The 20,153-nt window shown below is 71.7% G+C and carries 21 protein-coding genes and 2 pseudogenes; 8 read left to right on the forward strand and 15 right to left on the reverse strand.

From position 1 onward, the window contains the following. Positions 1 to 80 precede the first annotated feature (80 nt). A complete protein-coding gene (locus ABZU99_RS32365) occupies positions 81 to 938 on the forward strand; it encodes a helix-turn-helix transcriptional regulator (RefSeq protein WP_356049601.1) in 858 nt (285 codons plus the stop codon). A gap of 136 nt (positions 939 to 1,074) precedes the next feature. On the opposite strand, the gene ABZU99_RS32370 is transcribed toward ABZU99_RS32365, so the two are convergent. Further along, entirely contained in the window at positions 1,075 to 2,271 is a 1,197-nt protein-coding gene (locus ABZU99_RS32370) for an ROK family transcriptional regulator (protein WP_356049599.1), read from the reverse strand. Between the two features lie 114 nt (positions 2,272 to 2,385). On the opposite strand from ABZU99_RS32370, the gene ABZU99_RS32375 reads away from it, so the two are divergent. Beyond that, positions 2,386 to 3,852: an APC family permease gene (locus ABZU99_RS32375; RefSeq protein ID WP_356228103.1), complete on the forward strand. Its 1,467-nt coding sequence runs from the start codon at positions 2,386 to 2,388 to the stop codon at positions 3,850 to 3,852. Between the two features lie 32 nt (positions 3,853 to 3,884). Here ABZU99_RS32375 and ABZU99_RS32380 read toward each other — a convergent pair whose 3' ends face one another. Both ABZU99_RS32380 and ABZU99_RS32385 read right to left on the reverse strand, forming a co-directional pair. Further along, complete coding sequence (locus tag ABZU99_RS32380; protein ID WP_356049595.1) at positions 3,885 to 4,688, reverse strand: class I SAM-dependent methyltransferase; 804 nt, start codon at positions 4,686 to 4,688, stop codon at positions 3,885 to 3,887. A gap of 214 nt (positions 4,689 to 4,902) precedes the next feature. Then, a complete protein-coding gene (locus ABZU99_RS32385) occupies positions 4,903 to 5,379 on the reverse strand; it encodes a hypothetical protein (RefSeq protein WP_356049593.1) in 477 nt (158 codons plus the stop codon). Between the two features lie 250 nt (positions 5,380 to 5,629). On the opposite strand from ABZU99_RS32385, the gene ABZU99_RS32390 reads away from it, so the two are divergent. Together ABZU99_RS32390 and ABZU99_RS32395 are read left to right on the forward strand one after the other, a co-directional pair. After that, entirely contained in the window at positions 5,630 to 5,854 is a 225-nt protein-coding gene (locus ABZU99_RS32390; RefSeq protein WP_356049626.1) for a DUF6087 family protein, read from the forward strand. Beyond that, a complete protein-coding gene (locus tag ABZU99_RS32395) occupies positions 5,851 to 6,654 on the forward strand; it encodes a calcium-binding protein (protein WP_356049591.1) in 804 nt (267 codons plus the stop codon). Before ABZU99_RS32390 ends, ABZU99_RS32395 begins: the two co-directional genes overlap by 4 nt. Before the next feature lie 306 nt (positions 6,655 to 6,960). Here the strand turns inward: ABZU99_RS32395 and ABZU99_RS32400 are convergent, their stop codons facing one another. The 5 genes from ABZU99_RS32400 to ABZU99_RS32420 all read right to left on the reverse strand — a co-directional run bounded on the left by ABZU99_RS32400 (position 6,961) and on the right by ABZU99_RS32420 (position 9,856). Next, entirely contained in the window at positions 6,961 to 7,449 is a 489-nt protein-coding gene (locus tag ABZU99_RS32400; RefSeq protein WP_356049589.1) for a GIY-YIG nuclease family protein, read from the reverse strand. A 272-nt stretch (positions 7,450 to 7,721) separates the two neighbouring features. Beyond that, positions 7,722 to 8,000 carry a hypothetical protein gene (locus tag ABZU99_RS32405; RefSeq protein WP_356049587.1) on the reverse strand — a complete coding sequence of 93 codons (279 nt, stop codon included), beginning with the start codon at positions 7,998 to 8,000 and terminating at the stop codon, positions 7,722 to 7,724. 292 nt (positions 8,001 to 8,292) lie between these two features. Then, positions 8,293 to 9,123 (reverse strand): SDR family NAD(P)-dependent oxidoreductase, encoded by an 831-nt coding sequence (locus ABZU99_RS32410; protein WP_356049585.1) that lies wholly within the window; start codon positions 9,121 to 9,123, stop codon positions 8,293 to 8,295. A 94-nt stretch (positions 9,124 to 9,217) separates the two neighbouring features. Then, positions 9,218 to 9,607 carry a VOC family protein gene (locus ABZU99_RS32415; RefSeq protein WP_356049624.1) on the reverse strand — a complete coding sequence of 130 codons (390 nt, stop codon included), beginning with the start codon at positions 9,605 to 9,607 and terminating at the stop codon, positions 9,218 to 9,220. Positions 9,608 to 9,673: 66 nt separating this feature from the next. Beyond that, complete coding sequence (locus ABZU99_RS32420) at positions 9,674 to 9,856, reverse strand: hypothetical protein (RefSeq protein ID WP_356049583.1); 183 nt, start codon at positions 9,854 to 9,856, stop codon at positions 9,674 to 9,676. A 101-nt stretch (positions 9,857 to 9,957) separates the two neighbouring features. On the opposite strand from ABZU99_RS32420, the gene ABZU99_RS32425 reads away from it, so the two are divergent. Next, positions 9,958 to 10,593, forward strand: coding sequence for a TetR family transcriptional regulator (locus ABZU99_RS32425; RefSeq protein ID WP_356049581.1), 636 nt, complete (start codon positions 9,958 to 9,960; stop codon positions 10,591 to 10,593). A gap of 290 nt (positions 10,594 to 10,883) precedes the next feature. Beyond that, a pseudogene (locus ABZU99_RS32430) lies at positions 10,884 to 11,009 on the forward strand (ATP-grasp ribosomal peptide maturase); the annotation flags it as partial. 448 nt (positions 11,010 to 11,457) lie between these two features. On the opposite strand, the gene ABZU99_RS32435 reads toward ABZU99_RS32430, so the two are convergent. Further along, positions 11,458 to 12,219, reverse strand: a complete 762-nt coding sequence (locus tag ABZU99_RS32435; protein WP_355945595.1) for a phosphoglyceromutase — start codon at positions 12,217 to 12,219, stop codon at positions 11,458 to 11,460. A 149-nt stretch (positions 12,220 to 12,368) separates the two neighbouring features. Here ABZU99_RS32435 and ABZU99_RS32440 point away from each other — a divergent pair, with 149 nt between their 5' ends. Continuing rightward, positions 12,369 to 14,051, forward strand: coding sequence for an MFS transporter (locus tag ABZU99_RS32440; RefSeq protein WP_356049579.1), 1,683 nt, complete (start codon positions 12,369 to 12,371; stop codon positions 14,049 to 14,051). An 8-nt stretch (positions 14,052 to 14,059) separates the two neighbouring features. Here the strand turns inward: ABZU99_RS32440 and ABZU99_RS32445 are convergent, their stop codons facing one another. Together ABZU99_RS32445 and ABZU99_RS32450 are read right to left on the reverse strand one after the other, a co-directional pair. Beyond that, a complete protein-coding gene (locus tag ABZU99_RS32445; protein WP_356049577.1) occupies positions 14,060 to 15,472 on the reverse strand; it encodes a hypothetical protein in 1,413 nt (470 codons plus the stop codon). Positions 15,473 to 15,635: 163 nt separating this feature from the next. Next, a pseudogene (locus tag ABZU99_RS32450) lies at positions 15,636 to 15,800 on the reverse strand (peptidase); the annotation flags it as partial. Here ABZU99_RS32450 and ABZU99_RS32455 point away from each other — a divergent pair. Next, the gene (locus ABZU99_RS32455) at positions 15,742 to 16,059 is read left to right on the forward strand and encodes a hypothetical protein (protein WP_356049575.1); all 318 of its coding nucleotides are present in this window, start codon (positions 15,742 to 15,744) and stop codon (positions 16,057 to 16,059) included. The pseudogene ABZU99_RS32450 and the gene ABZU99_RS32455 sit on opposite strands and share 59 nt — an antisense overlap. A gap of 46 nt (positions 16,060 to 16,105) precedes the next feature. Here the strand turns inward: ABZU99_RS32455 and ABZU99_RS32460 are convergent, their stop codons facing one another. The 4 genes from ABZU99_RS32460 to ABZU99_RS32475 all read right to left on the reverse strand — a co-directional run bounded on the left by ABZU99_RS32460 (position 16,106) and on the right by ABZU99_RS32475 (position 20,068). Next, positions 16,106 to 16,432 carry a sigma-70 family RNA polymerase sigma factor gene (locus ABZU99_RS32460; protein WP_356049573.1) on the reverse strand — a complete coding sequence of 109 codons (327 nt, stop codon included), beginning with the start codon at positions 16,430 to 16,432 and terminating at the stop codon, positions 16,106 to 16,108. Positions 16,433 to 16,828: 396 nt separating this feature from the next. Continuing rightward, positions 16,829 to 18,613 carry a hypothetical protein gene (locus ABZU99_RS32465; RefSeq protein WP_356049571.1) on the reverse strand — a complete coding sequence of 595 codons (1,785 nt, stop codon included), beginning with the start codon at positions 18,611 to 18,613 and terminating at the stop codon, positions 16,829 to 16,831. Then, on the reverse strand, positions 18,603 to 19,304 hold the full coding sequence (locus tag ABZU99_RS32470) for an ABC transporter ATP-binding protein (protein ID WP_356049569.1): 702 nt from the start codon (positions 19,302 to 19,304) through the stop codon (positions 18,603 to 18,605). The genes ABZU99_RS32465 and ABZU99_RS32470 overlap by 11 nt, the downstream gene beginning before the upstream one ends. A gap of 8 nt (positions 19,305 to 19,312) precedes the next feature. Next, positions 19,313 to 20,068 (reverse strand): class I SAM-dependent methyltransferase, encoded by a 756-nt coding sequence (locus ABZU99_RS32475; protein WP_356049567.1) that lies wholly within the window; start codon positions 20,066 to 20,068, stop codon positions 19,313 to 19,315. Positions 20,069 to 20,153 lie beyond the last annotated feature (85 nt).

A 20,153-nucleotide genomic window follows, 5' to 3' on the forward strand; every position in this document is an offset into this window, starting at 1 on the left:
GTAGCCGCACCAGGCCCGGCTCAACCTGGGTCTGCCGGAACCACCCGGCCCGGGCCCCGGGCGGTGCGGATAATGGACCGATGGGCCATTCCGAACCGGAGATCAAGGCGTTTCTCAAGGCGCGGCGTGCCGCGCTCGACCCGGCCGAGCTGGGGCTGCCGGAGGGGGTCGTCCGGCGCCGGGTGCGGGGCCTGCGCCGCGAGGAGGTCGCGCAGCGGGCCGGAATCAGCGTCGACTACTACACCCGTATCGAGCAGGGCCGAGCCCCGGCCGTCTCGGACTCGGTGGTCGACGGTCTGGCGCGGGCGCTGCGACTGACCCCGTCCGAGCACACCTACCTGCGCAACATCACCCTGCCGCGGCGGCGCGGCAGGGTGGACGCGGGCCCGCCCCCGCGGGTGCGGCCGGAGATCCGCCGGCTGCTGGAGGCGATGGACGGCAGGGTCCCGGCCGTCGTCTTCGGCCCGGGCATGGACGTCCTGGCCTGGAACAGGCTGAGCGCCCGCATCGGCATCGACTTCGGGACGGTTCCGGAGGACGAGCGCAACGGGGCCCTGCTGGTCTTCCTCGACCCCCGGGCGCGGGAGGTGCACGCGGACTGGGACGAGGTCGCCGACGACACGGTGGCCGGCCTGCGCGCGGAGATCGGGCGCACGCCCGGCAACGCGCGGCTGTGCCGGGTCATCCATGAGCTGCTGGAGCGGAGCCAGGAGTTCAGGCGCCGCTGGGAGGCCCAGGCGGTACAGGAGCGGACGCGCGGTACGAAGCGCTACCGGCACCCCGAGGTGGGGGAGCTGGTGATGGCGTACGAGGCGCTCGTCCTGCCGGCGGATCCGGGGCAGGTGCTGTGCACGTACACGGCCGAGCAGGGCTCGGCGTCGCAGGAGGCGCTGAGGATCCTGGCGGACGCCGACGCCGCGACCTCGGCAGTGGTTTAAGGGCCCGCAGCGTGATCCAAGGGCTCGCAGCGTGATCCAAGGGCTCCTCGCAGCGGGATCCAAGGGCTCAGGGGCGGGATCCAAGGGCTCGCAGCGGGGGCCAAGGGGCTCAGGGGCGGGGGCCAAGGGCTCAGAGTCAGGGGCGCCTGCGGGCGAAGACGCGCTCCCGGGCGTCCTCAAGGGCCGTGGCCACCGCGCCCAGCAGCACCGCGTCCTCGCCCAGCGTGCTGCCGGTCACCTTCGGCCGCAGCGGGCCGATCCGCTGGAGGGTGGTCTCGACCGTGCGCAGCAGCAGATCCGCGCTGTGGCCGACGCCGCCGCCGAGGACCACCAGATCCGGATCGAGAACGGCGGCGACGGCGGCGATCACATGGGCCAGCCGTTCGCCCTCCAGCCGTACCGCCGCCAGCGCGGGCGGGGCGCCCTTCCGTGCCGCCTCGAAGACCGCCTTGGCGGTCAGCGGCCCGGATTCCCCGGGCCCGCTCCCCGACATGCCCAGCTCACGGGCGGCCCGGACCACCGCGTCCGCCGCGACGGCGTCCTCCAGACCTGGTCCGCCGCCGTTCGGCAGCAGCGGCAGAAAGCCGATCTCCCCGGCCGCGCCGTGCGCCCCGGTGAAGAGCCGGCCGTCGGCGACCACGCCCATGCCGAGCCCGGTGCCGACCATGACGTAGACGAAGAGCCTGCTGCCCCGGCCCGCGCCGAAGGTGTACTCGCCGAGCGCCGCCAGATTCGCGTCGTTGAAGACGGCCAGCGGAGTGCCCAGTTCCTCGCGTATCCGGTCCAGCAGCCCCGTACGCCCCCAGCCGGGCAGATTGACCGCGTAGCGCACCCGGCGCCGCTCGGGGTCGTACACCCCGGGAGCGCCGACGACCGCGTGCGCGACCAGCGCCGGGTCCACCCCGGCGTCGGCTATGACCTGCCGGGCGGTGGCCACGGCGAGGTCCGCCATCGCGGCGGCGCTGCGGCCCCGGTTACGGACGTCCGCGCGGGCGACGACGGTCCCGTCCAGGTCGGCGGCGGCCACCCGCACCCACGACCGGCCGATGTCCAGCCCGAGCACATATCCGGCGGTCGGGTCCGGCTCGTACAGCACCGCCACCCGGCCCCGCGCCGGCGGCGCCTGCCGCCCCGCCTCCCGGACCAGACCCGCCTCCTCCAGCGCCGCCAGCGCGCTGGAGACCGTCGGCTTGGACAGCCCTGTCTCGCGGGCGAGCTGGGCGCGGGAGGCGGGGCCTTCGGCGCGCAGCCGGGCCAGCAGCATGCGTTCGTTGTTGCTGCGCAGTCGCTGCCGGTTCCAGGGGGCGGCGTCGTCCCCGTGCGCATCCGTCATGGCGGCCCTCCCTCGGCTTCCCCCAGCCCTTGATGCCCTTGACGGGTCAAGTAAAGATACTTAACTTAATCACACTCGCGCGGCGAGAAGCAGCGGCGAGCAAGGGAGGTCCAGATGCCCGGCACCCCAGAGGGCGGATTCGTCCGCCGCATCGGCCTGTTCCAGGCGACCGCCATCAACATGAGCCAGATGTGCGGCATCGGCCCGTTCGTCACCATCCCCCTCATGGTCGCCGCCTTCGGCGGACCGCAGGCCGTCATCGGCTTCCTCGCGGGCGCCGTGCTCGCGCTCGCCGACGGGCTGGTCTGGGCCGAGCTCGGCGCCTCGCTGCCCGGGGCCGGGGGCAGCTATGTCTATCTGCGCCAGGCCTTCCAGTACCGCAGCGGCAGGCTCATGCCGTTCCTGTTCGTCTGGACGGCGATGCTGTTCATCCCGCTGATCATGTCCACCGGCGTGGTCGGCCTGGTGCAGTATCTGGGCTACCTGTGGCACGGCATGACACAGACGCAGGGCGATCTCGTCGGGCTCGGCGTCATCGCCCTGGTCGTCGGGCTGCTGTGGCGCGGGGTCGAGCACATCGCCAGGATCACCGCCGTCATGTGGTGCGTGATGATCGCCTCCGTCGTCCTCGTCATCGTCGCCGCCTTCACCCACTTCGACGCGGACCAGGCCTTCACCTACCCGGCGCACGCCTTCGACCTGAACACCAGCCAGTTCTGGACCGGCTTCGCCGCGGGCCTGACCATCGGCATCTACGACTACCTCGGCTACAACACCGCCGCCTACATGGGCGCCGAGATCAAGCACCCCGGCCGCACCCTGCCGCGCGCGATCGTCGCCTCCATCCTCGGCATCATGGGCATCTACCTGCTGCTGCAGATCGGCACCCTCGGCGTCGTCGACTGGCACCACATGCTCGCCCCGGGCTCGACGGCCTCCCAGTCCGTCGCCTCCGCCGTGCTGGAGCAGACCTGGGGGAAGGGCGCGGCCGACGTCGTCACCGTCCTCATCCTCATCACCGCCTTCGCCTCCGTCTTCGCCGGGCTGCTCGGCGGCTCCCGGGTCCCGTACGACGCCGCCCGCGAGCGCGTCTTCTTCCGCCCGTACGGCACACTTCACCCGCGCCATCGCTTCCCCGTCCTGGGCCTGGCCACCATGGGCGTCGTCACCGCGGCCGGCTTCCTCATCGGCCGCCACACCGACCTGGCCACCCTCATCCAACTGCTCACCACGGTCATGGTGATCGTCCAGGCCCTCGCCCAGGTCCTCGCCGTCACCGTCCTCCGCCGCCGCCGGCCGACACTGCGACGGCCGTACCGGATGTGGCTCTACCCACTGCCGAGCCTGGTGGCGCTGGTGGGCTGGCTGGTCATCTACGGCTACGCGGACAAGAACTCCCCCGGCCGGCACCCCATCGAATGGTCCCTCGCCTGGGTCGCCGCCGGGTGTGTGGCGTTCCTGCTCTGGGCGCGGGCGGAGAAGGTGTGGCCCTTCGGACCGAAGGAGATCAGCGAGGAATACGCGGCGGGGGCGGACCCGGACGCGGAGTCGCCGATGGCGGCCGAGGAGACGAGAAAGTAAGCCCACGCAGGCGCCAGGCGCCAGGCAAGGGATCAGCCGCGGGGTGCCAGAGCCTCCCACCTCACCGTGATCTCCCCCTGACGCCAGCGCCGAGGGCCGTCCACCAGCGGCCAGCCCGCGGTGTGCAGCGTCTGGGCGCTGCGTATCCAACGCTGCCGGGCGCTCAGCGACGCATACGGGGCGGCGGCCGCCCACGCCCGGTCGAAGTCGCGCAGAAAGGCGTGCACCGGCTCGCCCGGCACATTGCGGTGGATCAGCGCCTTCGGAAGCCGTTCGGCCAGGTCGGAGGGGCGTTCCAAGGAACCCAGCCGCGCCGCGAAGGTCACCGTGCGCGGCCCCGTGGCGTCGAGCGCGACCCATACGTGCCGCCGCCCGATCTCATCGCAGGTGCCCTCCACCAGCAGCCCACCGGGCGCCAGCCGCCCGCACAACCGCCGCCACACCGCGGCGACCTCGCCCTCCTCGTACTGGCGCAGCACATTCGCCGCCCGGATGAGCACCGGCCGCGCCCCGCCCGGCAGCGGCACCTCGAACCCCCCGTGCGCGAACGCGAGCCCGTCACGCTCATACGGCCGCGCGGCGTCGACCCGCGCCGCGTCGATCTCCACCCCCACCACCCGGGCCCCGGCCCGCACCGTCCGCAACCGGTCCAGCAACTCCACGGCCGTCCACGGCGCGGCCCCATATCCAAGATCCACCGCGACAGGCGCCTCAACCCGCCGCAACACCGCCCCGTGCGCGTCGGCGATCCACCGGTCCATCCGCCGCAGCCGATTCGGATTGGTCGTCCCCCGGGTCGCCGAACCGATCGGACGGTTCGACGAGGTAGCGGGCATGACATGAGCTTATGGGGTACCGGGGAAGGGTATGCCCCCGGGTCCCGCTTTCCGTACCCAGCGGATCGTGCGGCGGGGCAGCACCAGCACGGCGCGCTTCCGTCGGGCGATGATGCTGCCGCCTCGGCGGGCGGGGACAGCGTCCCGGTGATCCGAATCCCGTCCGGGCCCCGCGGCCTCGCCACCACCCAGGTGATCGCTTACGGTCGCAGCACTAGCGGCGCCCGCTGGCGGCCGGGCGCACATGACGGACTCCGGCGGCCGATACGATCCCCGTCAACACGACGGCGCAGGCTGCCGATGCCGCTGCCGTCACCCGAACCCCCTGCGGTACGTCCTCCACTGCTTTACGCCCTCCGTCTTCCATGACGCACACGGTGCGCAGGGTGAGGAAGTGGACGTCATAGTCCACTGACCCCTTCAACTGGGTCCTGCACGGGTGGTTGTAGGGGAACGGAGCCGAGTCCGCCCCGCCGTCCTGCGCCACGGCCACGGTCGACATCAGACTGATGGCCCCCAACGAGTAAGAGGCCGCAGCCGTGGCTGCGCAGGCATAGGCGGCAGCGACGACCACGCGGCGCCATCCGGACCAGTGCCGGTTCCCTGGCAAGACCACTCCGAGGGACCGGAGCAGGAAGAACATCACCATCGCGATGGCAGCGAGGAATACCACCGGTACAAGGAGGATCACGACGGCCCTTTCTCCTGGGCTCGGCTGCTCACGGGCATCCTGCCCGCAACCATCCGGCCCTGACGTCAACTGTGGTGTGCGTCACCGTCCCAGAAGTCGAGGTGCCGCACCTCAGACAGCCCTCACCGAGGTAAGGAACGGCAGCGGTGGACGACGAACCGCTAAAGGACTGTGCGGAGCGCCGTGACGCGAACGTCGGCCGACTTCGCGCCGCGCCTGTCGTCCCCGACGGGGCCCCAAGGCCTCCCACCTGAACCCGGACGCGCCACGTGCCATCGAGCGGTGGAACGACTACGAGTGGGAGCCCCACGGGTTCGCCGCCAACCTGGCCGAGGCGAAGGCCATCCTCTACCCGGAGGCCGACGAACTTCCGGCCCCCGCCCTGACCAAGGCCGCCCAAACCCACTGTCGGTTAAGGTGTGGCCTTCATTCGCCCGTCGAATGTCCGTTCGGCAGGCGCCTCTTGAGTATGTGAGGGAATGGGTACGAAGACACAGGCCGGGAATCATCGCCGCGCTCGCCGCTGCCGCCGCGTTGGGCAGCGTCGCCGCTCCGGCCGCGAACGCGGACGAAACCGTGGGCGACATCCAGATCAGCAGCGTCGTCGTCAACGGTGGCGACAACATCGTGGTCGACACGGCCGACAAGACGATCATGGTCTCGGTGACCGCCACCGACCCGTCAGGAATCTGGGACGCGGATTTCTACCTGTGGCGGGGCCCGGACGGCTCGGACCCCCATGACAGCCCCGACAACATCCTGCCCAACGAGAACACCACTCCCGCGGATTGCGTCGCCTCCAGCAGTACGACGTCCACGTGCTCGAAGACCTTCACCTTTGAACCGGACTGGTGGGTCACGAACGCCGACGCCGGCACGTGGAAGGTCGGTGTCCAGGTGTCCGCCAACGACGACAGCTGGGCCGAGCGGTATGCCTACACCACCACCCGCCTTCAGCGGCACTCCAAGCTGACCGTCAACGCGAGCCCCGAGCCGATCGCCAAGGGCAAGACCCTCACGATCACCGGCAAGCTCACCCGGGCCAACTGGGACACGCTTGATTACCGGGGCTACGCCAATCAGCCGGTCAAGCTCCAGTTCCGCAAGGCGGGCACCAGCACCTACACCACCGTCAAGACCGTGAACACCTCGAGCACGGGAGACCTGAAGACCACGGCCACCGCGTCCGCGGACGGCTACTGGCGCTGGAACTTCGCAGGCACCTCCACCACCCCGGCGGTCAGCGCGACCGGCGACTTCGTTGACGTGCAGTAGTCACGGCCGGATGTCCGGATGACACACGGCGCCGAGCCGCTCTCGCAGCGGCCCGGCGCCGTACCGGTGCGCCAGCGCGGCGACAAGCCCCCTACTCGCGGGAACCGCGGGTAGCGGGCTTGGTCAGTCTGTGTTACTTCTTCTTGCCCTGGGTCTTGCCGGGGATCTTGATGAGCTGGGTTTTGCTGGTCAGGGCAGTGCTCATAGGCGACCGGATGGTCGCCGTTGGTCGTTGTTGGCCACTGTTGAGCGGCCTCGGACGGCCCAGAGGCGGCCCAGGCAGTGGCCGTCGGCCCATCCGTTGGCCTACGAGCTGATAGGCAAGTCCCGTGCTTGATGGCGGGCTTGGGCCCGTAGCTCTTTCAAGCGACTGTGAAACGCGTTGTGGCGGTTCTGGTCGAGGTTCAGCGGGAGGTCGAGTTGGGAGATGAGCTGTGACTCCAGGTCCCACGGTTCGCTCTGCTCGATCCAGCACACCCGTCCGTTGTCCGCCATCCACTGGCTCAGGGTGGCCTCGTCGGCCTTGCCGAAGGTCATGCGCTTGCCGCTGCCCACGCGGCGCAGCTCAAGTCCGAGCAGACATCCGAGGGTGAGCCGCAGCGTCGAGCCAGCCGCGTTGCCCCGGTAGTGGTAGCGCACCCGCTTGCGCAGGTTCTGCGTGCTGGTCCGGTTCGCCATGTACCGCGGTGCTATCCCGACGTAGAGCAGGCACCCAGCGTCCAGGTCCGGGTGGGGCGGCTGCTTGAAGTGCCACCCGTAGACCCCTGCCGCCGCGGGGACAGGGCTCGGACGCACCAGGACCTCCTGCGCCGACCACAACCGATCGGGACTGACGAGAGCGGTAGCTTCCACGAACCCTCCAGGCGTGCCGGGGATGGTCGTCGCAGGCTACTGGTCGACGCTGACAGAAGGTCCCTCAGGCGCGGCCAGTCACCGGCAACGCCGTCGTTCCGCCGGGCGTGCACCGACGTGCGCGGACGTCGGTGTCAGGAACTGATGTCTCGCACGGAGCCCCGTAGCAGGCCCGGTGTCCTGACCCTCCGCTTTTCAGGCCGTGTCTCCGCTGGTCAGGGGTTGGGGTGGTCGCCTTGGCAGTAGAAGTATCGGGAATTGGGGTTGAGCGTCGCTGCCTGCCCCTCGTTGAGGCGGGCGACCTGCTCATTCCACCACTGGATCTGACCGTCGCCGTTGAAGTCGTAGTTGATGGAGATCGAGGCATTGCTGCGGTTGCGGACGTAGTTGTTGCCAATGGCACCGGGCCACTTTCCTCCGTCCGAGCACCAGGCCACAATCTCGGTGGCGCTTCTGATCCGTGGCTCTAGCCGGATCGGCCAGCGGCAGTGCACCGGTTACGTGCATCGATCCGGTCCACACCAGCGGCTAGCACCGGCTCCTGGCAAAGGCGGGGACGTTCGCGACGTGTAGCCCTCAAGTGATCAACGCACCACCCATGGATGATCATGTGGTCGTGGAGGCTGAGGTGCATGACTACGGGTTTTCGCCGGGCACCCCGTTCACCGTCCCGGGCCGCCTCGTCCACACAGCCTGACGGCTCCACCTGCGACTCCCGGTCACCCGCCGTAGCATCCGTCGAACGTTTTCGCACCGCCTGCGACGGAGCCCTGCGTGCAGCCCAGTTCACCCGGCGGCGCGGCTGACGGCTTCCCAGCTCGCCCATACCTCTTTGCGCTGTTCGATGCTGTGCTGTGCGACGTCGTACATCGCACTGCCTAGGATCAGCCGCAGGGGCGGCTCCTTGCTGTCGACCAGTGCGAGCAGGGCTTTGGCTGCGTCGGCCGGATCGGCGTCCTCGGCGTCCTGCCACATTTCGGCCAGGGCTGCGTGCAGCGGGGCGTAGGCCTCGTGAGCAGGCTGGGTGCGCATCGCGGCATAGAGACCAGTGGCGTACCCACCGGGCTCGACGATGCTCACTTTGATGCCGAACGGCGCGACCTCCTGCGCAAGCGCCTCGGTCATCCCTTCCAGCGCCCACTTGCTCGCGCTGTACATCCCGCTGGTGGCGAAGCCGATGATCCCGCCGACGCTGGAGATCTGCACGAGGTGGCCTCCTTGTTGCCGTCGCAGGTGCGGCAGAACTGCCTGGGTGACCCAGAGCGCGCCGAAGAAGTTGGTCTCCAGCAACGTGCGCGCGTCAGCCTCGGTGAACTCCTCGACGGCGCCCATGCTCATGATGCCCGCGTTGTTGACGACGACGTCCAGCCGACCGAACGCGGCGGCGGCCTGCTGTACCACCGCGAACACCGACTCGCGATCGGTGACGTCCAGGGGCAGAGGGATCAGCCGGCCGGGGTGTTCGGCGGCGAGAGCGGTGAGTGTCTCGGTCCGCCGGGCGGCGCCGACGACGCGGTCGCCGGCCTCCAGGGCTGCCTGGCTGAAGGCCAGGCCCAGGCCGCTCGATGCCCCGGTGATGAACCAGACGCGGCCTGAAGTGGTGGTGCTGGGAACCATGCAGTTCTCCAATCGATAGGGCAACTCGCTGCCCCGCTTGCTTCGGTCTGCGCAGAGGGGTCCTGGTCCAGGGGCCTTCTGCGCTGTGGCTGGGTCAGGCGTCGGCGGGCGCGGTCCACTCGACGAGCTGGACAACGACGCCGTTGGGGTCCGTGACTTGGAAGAGGCGCTCGCCCCACGGCTCCTCGCGCAGCGGCATCGTGATGGGTGCCCCTGCCTGCCGCAGACGGGCCTCGTGTTCGGCGATACCGGTGACGGTGAACGCCACGATCAGGCCGGCGGCGCGCTGGTCGCGCTGGTCCGCGGGCAGGACCTTGGTGCCGCGCTGGAGCAGCACGAGATCGACCGCAGCGTCCTCACGGGCGAGGGAGGCGAAGCCGTCCGCGGCCATGACCTGGCTGTAACCGAAGTGGCTGACGAAGAAGTCGCTTGAGGCGGCGACGTCGTCGACGGTCAGGGACACGGTGGAGGCGGTGATGTTGATGAGGAGCTCCCTCTGTGACGGCTGGTGTGGGCTGGTCGTGCATGTGGTGCAGGCGGTGCGGGCCGCTCAGGGGGTGCGGCGTGCCCGGGCGCTGCCGCGGCTCGGCTTGATCGCACGGGTGGCTGCCGCCATATTCCTGCTGGAACGAGCGGAGGTGCGTTCCGGGCCCGTCCCGCCGCGCTGTGCAGCCAGGAACGCGGCAGCAACGGTGGCGGTCATGCCGGTGGTGACATTGGTGGTGCGGCGCATACGAGGTCCCCCCCAGGTGAAAACTTATGACGGGGGTAAAGTTATACTCGGGGTCGATTGTTCGTCAAGTAGAAATTTACTTCGGTAGTAAAGTTGCCCTCATGAGCGTCGAACCCACGGGCCTCCGAGAGGCCAAGAAGCAGGAGACCCGGCAGCTGATCTCCGATCACGCCACACGCCTGTTCATGCAGCAAGGCTTCGAGGCGACGACCATCGCCGAGATCGCCACCGCCGCCCGCGTCGCCAAGAAGACGGTCACCAACTACTTCGCCCGCAAGGAAGATCTCGCCCTCGACCACCACGAGGCATTCACCAACAGCCTCGCCACCACCGTCACGGAGCGCGGCGACGGTGAATCCGCCCTTACCGCCCTGCGTCGTGCCTTCGATGCCGCGCTCGAAGCCCGCGACCCCGTCGCCGGCTTCGCCGGACCGGCCTTCTCCCGCATGATCGCCGAGAGTCCTACCCTGACCGCCCGCCTGCGCGAACTTCACGACCAGCGCGAACACAACCTCGCCCAAGCTCTCGCCTCCGCCACGGACGCCGCCCCCGACGACATCGCCCCCCGCGCCGCCGCCGCCCAACTCGCCGCCGCCCACTGCCTCCTGTTCACCCGCATCCAGGAACTCACCCTCGCCGGTCACGACAACGACGCGATCGCCGCCACCCTCACCGCCGAAGCCGCCCATGTCTTCGACCAGCTCGAACCCGTCCTTGCCGATTACGCCACCCGTTGACCCCAATCCGGCCGGGCGCCCCGCAGTTCTCGTCCCGACGCCCATGCGAAGCCCTGCCGGACCACCGGCCGGAAACCGAGAACGAAGCAGCACCAGGAGACAGGCGCATGACCCGCGCCCCGGTAGGCGCCGCCCTGCCCATGGCCAGTTGAAGACAGGCCGCCGCTCGGGTCCGGCGCCCACGGCCCAACCGTCGCTCGGCCAGGGGCGGAGCCCCGGAAGCCGCGCAGGCGAGTTGGAGGACAGCTGCGGGGACTCGCCACACACAGGGCCGTCCGTCGTGCCCGGCATACCGGCGTCCCTCCGGGTTCGCCTTCCCTCACCTCGACAAGCAGGACGAGCGATTCGCCGTGGCGCAGGCGCGCTACGGGCTGGGCGGGATCCTCACCTCCCTGCCCGGCTGCCTGTATGTGAACCGCCAGGGCGGCCCACGCCGCCTCTGGGACGCCATCGAGTCAGCGGTGGCCATCTGGGAGGAGTACGGCTCACCGAACAGGGCCGCCTTCGGGGTGACGGCCGGCCGCAAGGCCCAGGTGGTGTGGCTCGGGAACCCGGACGGACCGCAGTGGCCGCTGTCGCGCTGATACGACCACCAGCCCTGCGAGCCCTGCAGTAACAGTCCTGGACAGCACGGCCCCGGAATGCCTGGAAGCGCGTCGAACCTCTTCAGGAGGTCTTCGAGATGCTGCAGGAGCGCCTGCGCAACCGGCTCCAGGCCGCCGTCCAGTCGCTCGGCGACGGAGGCACGGCGTACCCGGATGACGGTCGCAGCGTCTGGGCCCTGAGGTCCCGGAGACGGCCCAGCCCCACCAAAAAGCCCCCGCCCCGCGAAAAAACCGCAGGTCGGGGGCTAAAGGTGGGCGCTTACTTCTTCTTGCCCTGGTTCTTGACCGCCTCGATGGCGGCCTTCGCCGCGTCCGGGTCAAGGTAGGTGCCGCCCGGGTTGAGGGGGTGGAAGTCGGCGTCGAGCTCGTAGGAGAGCGGGATGCCGGTGGGGATGTTCAGGCCCGCGATGTCGGCGTCAGAGATGCCGTCGAGGTGCTTGACGAGGGCGCGCAGGGAGTTGCCGTGGGCGGCGACCAGGACCGTGTGGCCGTCGATCAGGTCCGGGATGATGCCGTCGTACCAGTACGGCAGCATGCGGTCGACGACGTCCTTGAGGCACTCGGTGCGCGGCCGCAGCTCCGGGGGGATGGAGGCGTAGCGCGGGTCGTCGCTCTGGGACCACTCGGAGCCGTCCTCGATGGGGGGCGGCGGGGTGTCGTAGGAGCGGCGCCACAGCATGAACTGCTCCTCGCCGAATTCGGCGAGGGTCTGCGCCTTGTCCTTGCCCTGCAGTGCGCCGTAGTGGCGCTCGTTCAGCCGCCAGCTGCGACGGACCGGGATCCAGTGGCGGTCGGCGGCCTCGAGGCCGAGCTGCGCGGTGCGGATGGCGCGCTTCAGGAGGGACGTGTGGACCACGTCGGGGAGCAGGCCGGCGTCCTTCAGCAGCTCACCGCCACGGACTGCCTCCTTCTCGCCCTTCTCGTTCAGGTTGACGTCCACCCAGCCGGTGAACAGGTTCTTCGCGTTCCACTCGCTCTCGCCGTGGCGGAGGAGGATCAGCTTGTACGGTGCGTCGGCCATGTGGTCGAGCCTACTGGACCGGGTGGCGGGGCTCGTTTGTCGGTTGGAGGCGCTCGCTTGACGGACCCCGTCAATTCGATGGCGGTCCGGGGAGGAGCGGCGGTAAGTCGCCGATGCCGCTGGTGCCACTTACATGGGGGAGTCGTCCGATGTCCGTCGCCCGACTGGGACAGGCCGCGAAGGAGAGCGTCTCGGGGCTCCCCCGGGCCTTCTGGTGGCTGTGGGCCTCCACCTTGGTGAACCGGCTGGGTGGCTTCGTCGCGACCTTTCTCGCGATGTACCTCACGGTCGAGCGCGGCTACTCGGCGACGTTCGCCGGTCTGGTCGGGGCGCTGCACGGCCTGGGCGGGGCGGTGTCGGCGGTGGTCGCCGGGGTGCTGACCGACCGGCTGGGGCGGCGGCCCACGCTGCTGGTGTCGCAGCTCTCGACGGCGGTCACGGTCGCCGTGCTGGGATTCGTGCAGAGCCCGGCCGCCATCGCTGCCGTGGCCTGTCTGGTGGGGGTGACGAGCAACGCGTCACGGCCGGCGGTGCAGGCGATGATGGCCGACATCGTCGCCCCCGAGGACCGGCTGCGGGCCTTCTCGCTCAACTACTGGGCCATCAACCTGGGCTTCGCGTTCTCGGCGATGGCGGCGGGGCTGATCGCCCGGCATGGGTATCTGGCGCTCTTCCTGTCCGATGCCGGGATGACGTTGCTGTGCGCGCTCATCGTCTTCGTCAAGCTGCCGGAGTCGCGTCCGGACCGGGACGCCGCGGGGCAGTCGGTGGACGAGCCGGCGGTCGGGCTGGGCACGGTGCTGCGCGATCGGCGGTTCATGGCCGTGGTCGCGCTGTCGTATCTGGTCGCGACCCTGTTCCAGCAGGGGTTTGTGGCGCTGCCAGTGGCGATGGGGGCGGACGGGCTGTCCAGTGCGGACTTCGGTCTGGCGATCGCGACGAACGGTGTGCTGATCGTGGCCGTGCAGATCCCGGTGACGCGGTTCATCGAGCATCGCGATCCGGCGCCGCTGCTGGCCGCTTCCGCGCTGCTCACCGGATGCGGCTTCGGGCTCACCGCCTTCGCTGGCTCGGTGGGCATGTACGCGGTGGCCGTGGCCGTCTGGACGCTTGGCGAGATCATCAACTCCCCCACCCAGATGGGGCTGGTCGCGCGGCTCTCGCCCACCCATGGGCGGGGCCGCTACCAGGGGGTCTACGTGCTGTCGTGGTCCCTTGCGGCGCTGACCGCGCCGCTGGCGGGCGGAGCGGTCATCGATCACTTGGGCGCGGACGCGCTGTGGGCGGGCAGCGCGGTGGTGGGCGTCGTGGCCGCCGCAGGTTACGCGGCGCTGGGCCGCGGGCTGCGACCCCGGCCCGCGGCTGTCGCCCCGGCTGCCGTCCCGGCCCCGGCTGCCGCTCCGGCTGTCGCTCCGGCTGCGGCTGTCGTCCCGGCTGCGGCTGTCGTCCCGGCTGCGGCTGTCGTCCCGGCCGCGGCTGTCGCCCCGGCTCCGGCTGCCGTCCCGGCTCCGGCTGTCGCCGCGGCTGCTGTCCCGGCTTCGGCTGCCGCTCCGGCTCCGGCTGCTTCCTCGGCCGCGGCTGCTTCCCCGGCCCCTGCTGCCGCTCCGGCCCCGGTTGCCGTCCCGGCTCCGGCTGCCGCCGCGGCCCCGGCTGCCGCCGCGGCTGCTGTCCCGGCTCCGGCTGCCGCTCCGGCTCCGGTTGCCGCTCCGGCTCCGGCTGCCGTCCCGGCTGCGGCTGCCGCCCCGGCCCCGGCTGCCGCTCCGGCTGCCGGTGCCGATGTCGGTGCCGGTGCCGGGGCCCCGGTGACGCGCGACGCCGACGCCGTCGGCTGACGCCGGTCTCATGGCGTACGCCGGGGCACAAGGGACCCGATGTCGAGGCTCGGCAGTGCGGGCGACGGCAGCCGGTACGACGGTGTCGGCAGGCGGTCGGTCGGGACCGGGGCGGGGACCGGGCTGTAGTGGTAGCCGCCGGGCTGCTGTGTCCATCGGGCCCCCGGGGCGCCGGGGTAGGCCGGCTCGTCGCGGCCTGCCCACAGCGCGTACGACAGGCCCGTCATCACCAGCAGCACGGTGAGGGCCAGCGCCCCGGTGGTGGTGATGCGGCGGCGGGCGGGCCCGGTCACCCCGGGGGCGATGGTGATCCGCCGCGGTTCGTCCCGGGGCGCGGCGCTGTCCGTCGCGGCCCGGGCGGGTGGCAGCGGGGCGCGTTCGTCCACGCCCAGGGTGGCGAGGTGCAGGCCGAGCCGCTGGGTCTGGTCGGGCAGCTGTACGGCGGTGTCGGCCCAGGCGCGGATGGTCTCGGGAGCTATGCCGTCGGGCGGTACGAGGGTGCCGGGGCCGGTCCAGTCCATCGTCCAGTACGCGGGGGAGCGGGCGACCAGATGGGCTCCGATGAGGACGGCGAGGGCGTCGGCGAGGAGGCCGAGCGGGTCCCGATCGGCGCGCTCGTCGGGCGGCAGCAGGGAGTTCAGGGCGCGTGCGAGCGGCATACGGCGGCCGCTGTCCAGCAGCCGCAGTACTCGGTGGATGGTCAGCTCGGCCCCCTCGGCCCCCTCGGCCCCCTCGGCCTTCTCGGCCCCCTTGGCCTTCTTGGCCTTCTTGGCCTTCTTGGCCTTCTTGGCCTTCTTGGCCTTCTTGGCCTTCTTGGCCTTCTTGGCCTTCTTGGCCTTCTCGGCCCCGTCGGCCTTCTCGGCCCCCTCGACCGTCCGCACCGCCTCGGCCAGCGGAGTCAGCGCCCGCCTCGCCCGGTGTTCGGCGAGCAGGCCGAGCCATTCGCGCCAGGGCAGGCGGCGCGCCTCGGCCCCGGGGAGCAGGGCGCGGCCCAGCTCGGCGGCGTACCGCGACGGTACGGGGAGGGGTTCGGTGGCGCGGCCGTCCGGGGCGGGCTGCGGCGGCCGGGGCGGGACGCGCTCCAGCCGGCGGAGGCGGGTGGCCAGGTCCGGATGCGGGTCGTCGGGGTCGGCGGGCCGGTCCACCACCCGTTCGCGCAGGGCGGCCAGCGGTTCCCGTAGTTCGGGGGCCTCGACCATCAGGGCGAAGACGCGGAAGGGGTCGTCGGGTACGCACCCGTACGCCCGGCGCATCGGGGTGAGGAAGTCCGCCGTGAACGCCCGCCACGCCTGTTCCAGCGCGACCGTGGAGCGCAGCGCGTCGGCGACGGTCCGCGGCCCGGCCACCCGGGCGGCCTCCCGGTCGGCCTCGATCTCCTGCCGTCGGCGGACCGGGCGGGTGAGCCGGCGGAAGACGCGCATAGAGGCCGAGGAGCAGCCGCGGGCCCGCCGCGTACGTCCGCACCAGGTCGTTGGCGGCCGACGCGTCCTGGATGGCCTGCCGGGCGGCGAGGAGCCCGGCCGTACCGCGGTGGGCGAGGGCGCCGAAGCGGTTGTGGCGGCGGGAGAAGTGGCCCAGCTCATGGGCGAGGACGGCGCGCAGCTCGGCGGGCGACAGGGCCGCCAGCAGGGGCAGGCCCAGGCAGAGGGTGCGCTCGCCGGGCGCCAGGCCGAGGAACGAGGCGTCCTCGGTGACGGACGCGTTGACCTCGGCGGTCAGCCGGATGTGGTCGGGCGGCCGGGTGCCCACGGCCAGGGCCAGCTCCTCGACCGTGGCCCACAGAGCGGGCGCCCCACGTCGGCTGACCCACACCGTGTCGTCGCGCGGGGCGGCGGGCCGCGCGGTGCGGATCAACGCCCACACCAGGCCGACGAGGATCGGGGCGGACGCGGCGCACCCCATGATGACCGGGGTCGGGGGCGTAGCGGTCGTCGGCGATCCGGAGCTCCCTCACGCCAGCACCAGGAAGGCCACCCACAGCCCCACCATCACCGCGACCAGCGCGTAGAGGCCGGCGAGCAGCGCCAGGGCCAACACGGCGCGGGCGGCGGCGATCAGTGCCGCCCCCGGTGCTCGGTGCCCAGGCCGTCCCGCAGCCACTCGGCGGTGCCGCACAGCACGGCAGACAGCGGGTCGAGCCGGCCGGTGCTCAGCAGGCGCTCGCCCTCGGGGCCGAGCTCGGGAGAGACGTCGAGCAGCATGATCAGCCGCTCGCGGGCCTTGTGGAGATTGCTGCCGACGCTTCCGATCGAGATCCCCAGTTCGTGGGCGATCTCCCGGTAGCTCATGCCCTCCAAGGAGTGCATGACGACCACTTGGCGCTGGCGCGGCGGCAGGGTGCCGAGCGCCCGCAGCGCGGCCAGCGCCTCCGCGGTCTCCATGGCGGCGGGCGACATCCGCCATCTCGGCCAGCTCACCGATGAGCCAGCCCGCGTCGAACTCCCGCGGCCCCCGGGACAACGTCTCTCCCGTCAACAGCACGGCGCCGCCCGCGCCTTGCTCCTCCGGTACGGGCACGATCAGGCCGAGCGAGGGCTCACCGTGCAGCAGTACATGCCGCCGGGAGGGCTCGGCCGTATCCCGGCACCACTCCCGGAGAACCCGCAGCCGCGATGCTCCCAACCGAGCCCCGCACAGCGCGTGCAGCCGGGCCGAGTCCTCCCCGTCGCCGCCGTGGCCCAGCCACCGGTCCAGACGCGACAGCGCGGGCGGCACCAGCCCCCTGTGTCAGTTGATCGCTGAACCCGAAACATCCGCCCTGCGGCGGGCGGCCGGTGTCACCCCGTGTGCAGCCGGTGGGCCGTCCTGCGGGCCCACCACAGCCCCGCGGCGCCGACCAGCAGCGGCCACAGCAGCCCCGCCACGCCGAGGGCGCCCGCCCGGGTGACGTACACGAGCACCGGGGCCGTCAGCACCAGGACGGCCAGGGGCCCGCGCAGGTACCAGGCGGCGGCCTGGAGCGCCGCCGTATTGCCCGCCGGGGTCTCGGCCCCGACGAGGATGTGGAGGGGGAGGGGGCCCCGGTAGGAGCTGACCAGCGCCGCCGCCACAAGGGCCGGGGCACAGGTCACGAGCACCGCGAGGCCGGGCCGCCCCCAGCCGCCGAGTGCGGCGGCCACACCACCCGCCGCCGTCCCGGCGACCAGCAGAAGGCCGGGGACGAGCGCGTGCCACAGGGCGAGGGACCGCCCCGGACAGGGCAGGTTCGCCGACCGGCGTACGTCATCGCTCTCCCGCCGCGCGGGCTCGGTCAACTGGGCCGCCGCGAGATAGCCGGCCACGAGCGCCCCGACGGCGGCCACCGCCTCGGCCCGCTCCCGCAGCGTGGGCGCGAGGGCGGTGAGCGCCACGGCGGTGGCGGTCCACAGGGCGGCCCAGCCCAAGCGCCCCGGCGTGCGCAGCAGTCCCGTCGCGTCGCGCCACGGCATGACGAGCCACCGGCGGCGCGGCATCGGCAGCCGCACGGCGGGCCGCGAGCCGCGCTTGCGCAGCGCCGGGAGCCCCGCCTTCGCCTGCCGCAGGTCCAGCGTCAACACCGACGCGCCGAGCCGCGTGGCCACCGTCGCGCGCAGCCGCAGGGCCGCCTGGGAGATGTCCGCCGCCTCCCCTCGCGCGTACACCAGCGCCGCCAGGACGAAGACGGCCGACAGCGCGGTGCCCACGGCCCAGCCGGGCGCCCCCGCGTCCGCCGCCGCGACGAGCGGCTGCGCGGCCCAGCCCCACGGGCCGGACCACAGGAACGCGGCTCCGAGCCAGGAGGGATGGTGACCGCGGGCGGCCGAGACCACCGCGGCGGCGGCCAGCAGGGCGACGACAGCCCCGGCCGCGCCGAAGATCCGGGCGCCGTACCGGTCCATCAGCAGGTCGCGGCGCTCCACCACGGCACCCGCCGCGGTGCCGGTGAGCGCTGCCACCGCCCCCGCCCACGCCCCGGCCGCGGTCACCGCGGGCCAGGACGAGGCGCCCGACGCGTACACCAGAAAGCCGAGCGCGCCGCCCGCGACCAGTCCGGCCGCCCCCGCCACCAGCGTGGACGTCAGCAGCCGGGGCAGCACCAGGGGGGCGCGCGACAGCGGGGCGGGCAGCAGCCACGAGACCGTCGGCATGTCGAGAAGGACCGGCCCGCGCCACACCGCGCCACGCGCCATCAGCAGCACGACCAGCGCCAGGAGCGTCGGCGCGGTCAGCGGCAGGCTCGTCAGTACGTGCTCGGCGAGCGCCCCGCGGTGCCCCTCGGCGCGCCCGGTGCGGGCGGCCGAGATGAGCACGGGTACGCCCCAGCCCGCCGCGATCATGCCGAGGGCGTAGAGCACGAACGTGCCGCTCTTGCGCCGCTCCCGGCGGAAGTCGCTCCGTAACGCGCGCAGATACGCCAGGGTCTCGGCGGACGCCGTCTCGGAGGGGCCGTCCTGGATCGCGTGCCGGATGACGTCGTGCCGTGTCATCTCGTGCCCGGGCATGTCGTGCCCGGGCATGTCGTGCCGTGTCATGTCGTGCCGGGTCATCTCGTCCCCGGGCATGTCGTGCGGTGTCATGTCGTGCCGGGTCATGTCAGCGGCCACCAGCGGCACTTCCCCGCAGGCCGTCGTCCAGCGCCGCCTCGACCGGTGCCCCGCCGTCGAGCATGAGCACCCGGTCGGCGACCGCCCGCAACGTGTCGTGGTGCGTCGCCACCAGGATCGCGGTGCCACGGTCCCGGTGGGCGGCCAGGCGCCGCGCCAGCTCCTGCCGTGCGTGGCCGTCCAGGCGCTGCTCGGGTTCGTCCAGCACGAGCAGGTCGTGGGGGCGTACGAAGGCGGCGGCCAGCAGCAGCGCCTGGGTCTGCCCCGACGACAGCGCCGAGGGCAGCACATCACCGTGGCCGCTCAGGCGGTGCTCCTCGAGCACCGCCTCGACCGCGTCCTCGGCCCCCTCGCCCAATCCATGGGCCAGCGCCACCAGCATCAGATGCTCGCGTACCGTCAGATCGGGGTAGTGCGCCCCGGGGTCCATCACCGTGGCGACACGCGCCCGGGTGACGGCGTCGTCCTCGTCGATCGGCTCGCCGTCGAACAGCACCTCGCCCGACGTCGGCCGCTCCCTGCCGGACGCCAGCCTCAGCAGGGTCGACTTGCCCGAGCCGTTGTCCCCCATGAGCACCACGCACTCGCCCGGCGCGACGTCCAGCGTGGCCGAACGCAGCACCTGACGGTCCCCGTAGGTCCGGCTGACGTCGGTCAGCCGGAGCAGGGCGGAGCCGGGTGCCTTCTCCATGTGCGTCCTCACTCGGGACCGTTCGTGCCGGGTCGGGCCGCCTCGTACACCGACACATGGCGCGGACTGTGCGGTCCGTACGCCTCGCCCTTCCAGCCGCCGAAACGCTCCACCAGGCGCAGCCCGGCCAGCCGGGCCATCAGGTCGATCTCGGAGGGCCATGCGTACCGGATGATCTCTTGGGCCGGGCGCGGCACGCCCCCGTCCACCACCGTGTGGATGACCAGGATCAACTGCCGGTCACGCATCACATGAGTGCTGTCGATCATGACCGATCTCTCGGAGAGATAACGCGTGCTGGTCTTCTCCCCGTCCTGCTGGTGGAAAGGCAGCGGGTCGAAAGCCTCAATGACCACGCGGCCGCCCTCGGCCAGCTGCTCGGCCATGCGGCGCATGCACTCCACCTGCCGGTCGGCCGAAGTCGGCGCGAAGAAAGTGTTGAGCGCGATGAATACCGTGTCGTAGACCCCGCCCGTGGTCGTCGCGGTGAAGTCGCCGGTGGTGATGCCGACCTTCCCCTCGGGATCCCGCTCCGTGAGTTTCGAGAGCATCTGCTCGGAGCCGTCGATGCCATGAACCCTCAGACCCCGCTCCGCGAGAGGGATCGCTATCCGGCCATTTCCGACGCCGAGCTCCAGCACCCTGCCCGACTCGGGGGTCAGCTTCGCTATGAAGTCGACCGTGTCGGCTATATCCGGCGAAGCGGCCGGATACATCAGGTCGTAGACATCGGCTAATGCGTCATACGTGGCGCGCGATTCCATGGCACCTCTTCTGAATTCCCGGCGATCAACAGGTCATTCATACTGGACGCCATGGCGCCCCGGCCAGTTGATTCAGGCCAGGGCA

Origin of the sequence: Streptomyces sp. NPDC005266, assembly GCF_040607655.1 — a bacterium.
Taxonomy (GTDB): Bacteria; Actinomycetota; Actinomycetes; order Streptomycetales; family Streptomycetaceae; genus Streptomyces.

Coding starts and splice junctions, on each gene's coding strand:
- ABZU99_RS32410 (WP_356049585.1), bottom strand. CDS start 9,123: ATGGTTCCCAGCACCACCACTTCAGGCCGCGTCTGGTTCATCACCGGG.
- ABZU99_RS32460 (WP_356049573.1), bottom strand. CDS start 16,432: ATGGAGACCGCGGAGGCGCTGGCCGCGCTGCGGGCGCTCGGCACCCTG.
- ABZU99_RS32380 (WP_356049595.1), bottom strand. CDS start 4,688: ATGCCCGCTACCTCGTCGAACCGTCCGATCGGTTCGGCGACCCGGGGG.
- ABZU99_RS32370 (WP_356049599.1), bottom strand. CDS start 2,271: ATGACGGATGCGCACGGGGACGACGCCGCCCCCTGGAACCGGCAGCGA.
- ABZU99_RS32435 (WP_355945595.1), bottom strand. CDS start 12,219: ATGGCCGACGCACCGTACAAGCTGATCCTCCTCCGCCACGGCGAGAGC.
- ABZU99_RS32365 (WP_356049601.1), top strand. CDS start 81: ATGGGCCATTCCGAACCGGAGATCAAGGCGTTTCTCAAGGCGCGGCGT.
- ABZU99_RS32375 (WP_356228103.1), top strand. CDS start 2,386: ATGCCCGGCACCCCAGAGGGCGGATTCGTCCGCCGCATCGGCCTGTTC.
- ABZU99_RS32420 (WP_356049583.1), bottom strand. CDS start 9,856: ATGCGCCGCACCACCAATGTCACCACCGGCATGACCGCCACCGTTGCT.
- ABZU99_RS32440 (WP_356049579.1), top strand. CDS start 12,369: ATGTCCGTCGCCCGACTGGGACAGGCCGCGAAGGAGAGCGTCTCGGGG.
- ABZU99_RS32445 (WP_356049577.1), bottom strand. CDS start 15,472: ATGCGCGTCTTCCGCCGGCTCACCCGCCCGGTCCGCCGACGGCAGGAG.
- ABZU99_RS32470 (WP_356049569.1), bottom strand. CDS start 19,304: ATGGAGAAGGCACCCGGCTCCGCCCTGCTCCGGCTGACCGACGTCAGC.
- ABZU99_RS32475 (WP_356049567.1), bottom strand. CDS start 20,068: ATGGAATCGCGCGCCACGTATGACGCATTAGCCGATGTCTACGACCTG.
- ABZU99_RS32425 (WP_356049581.1), top strand. CDS start 9,958: ATGAGCGTCGAACCCACGGGCCTCCGAGAGGCCAAGAAGCAGGAGACC.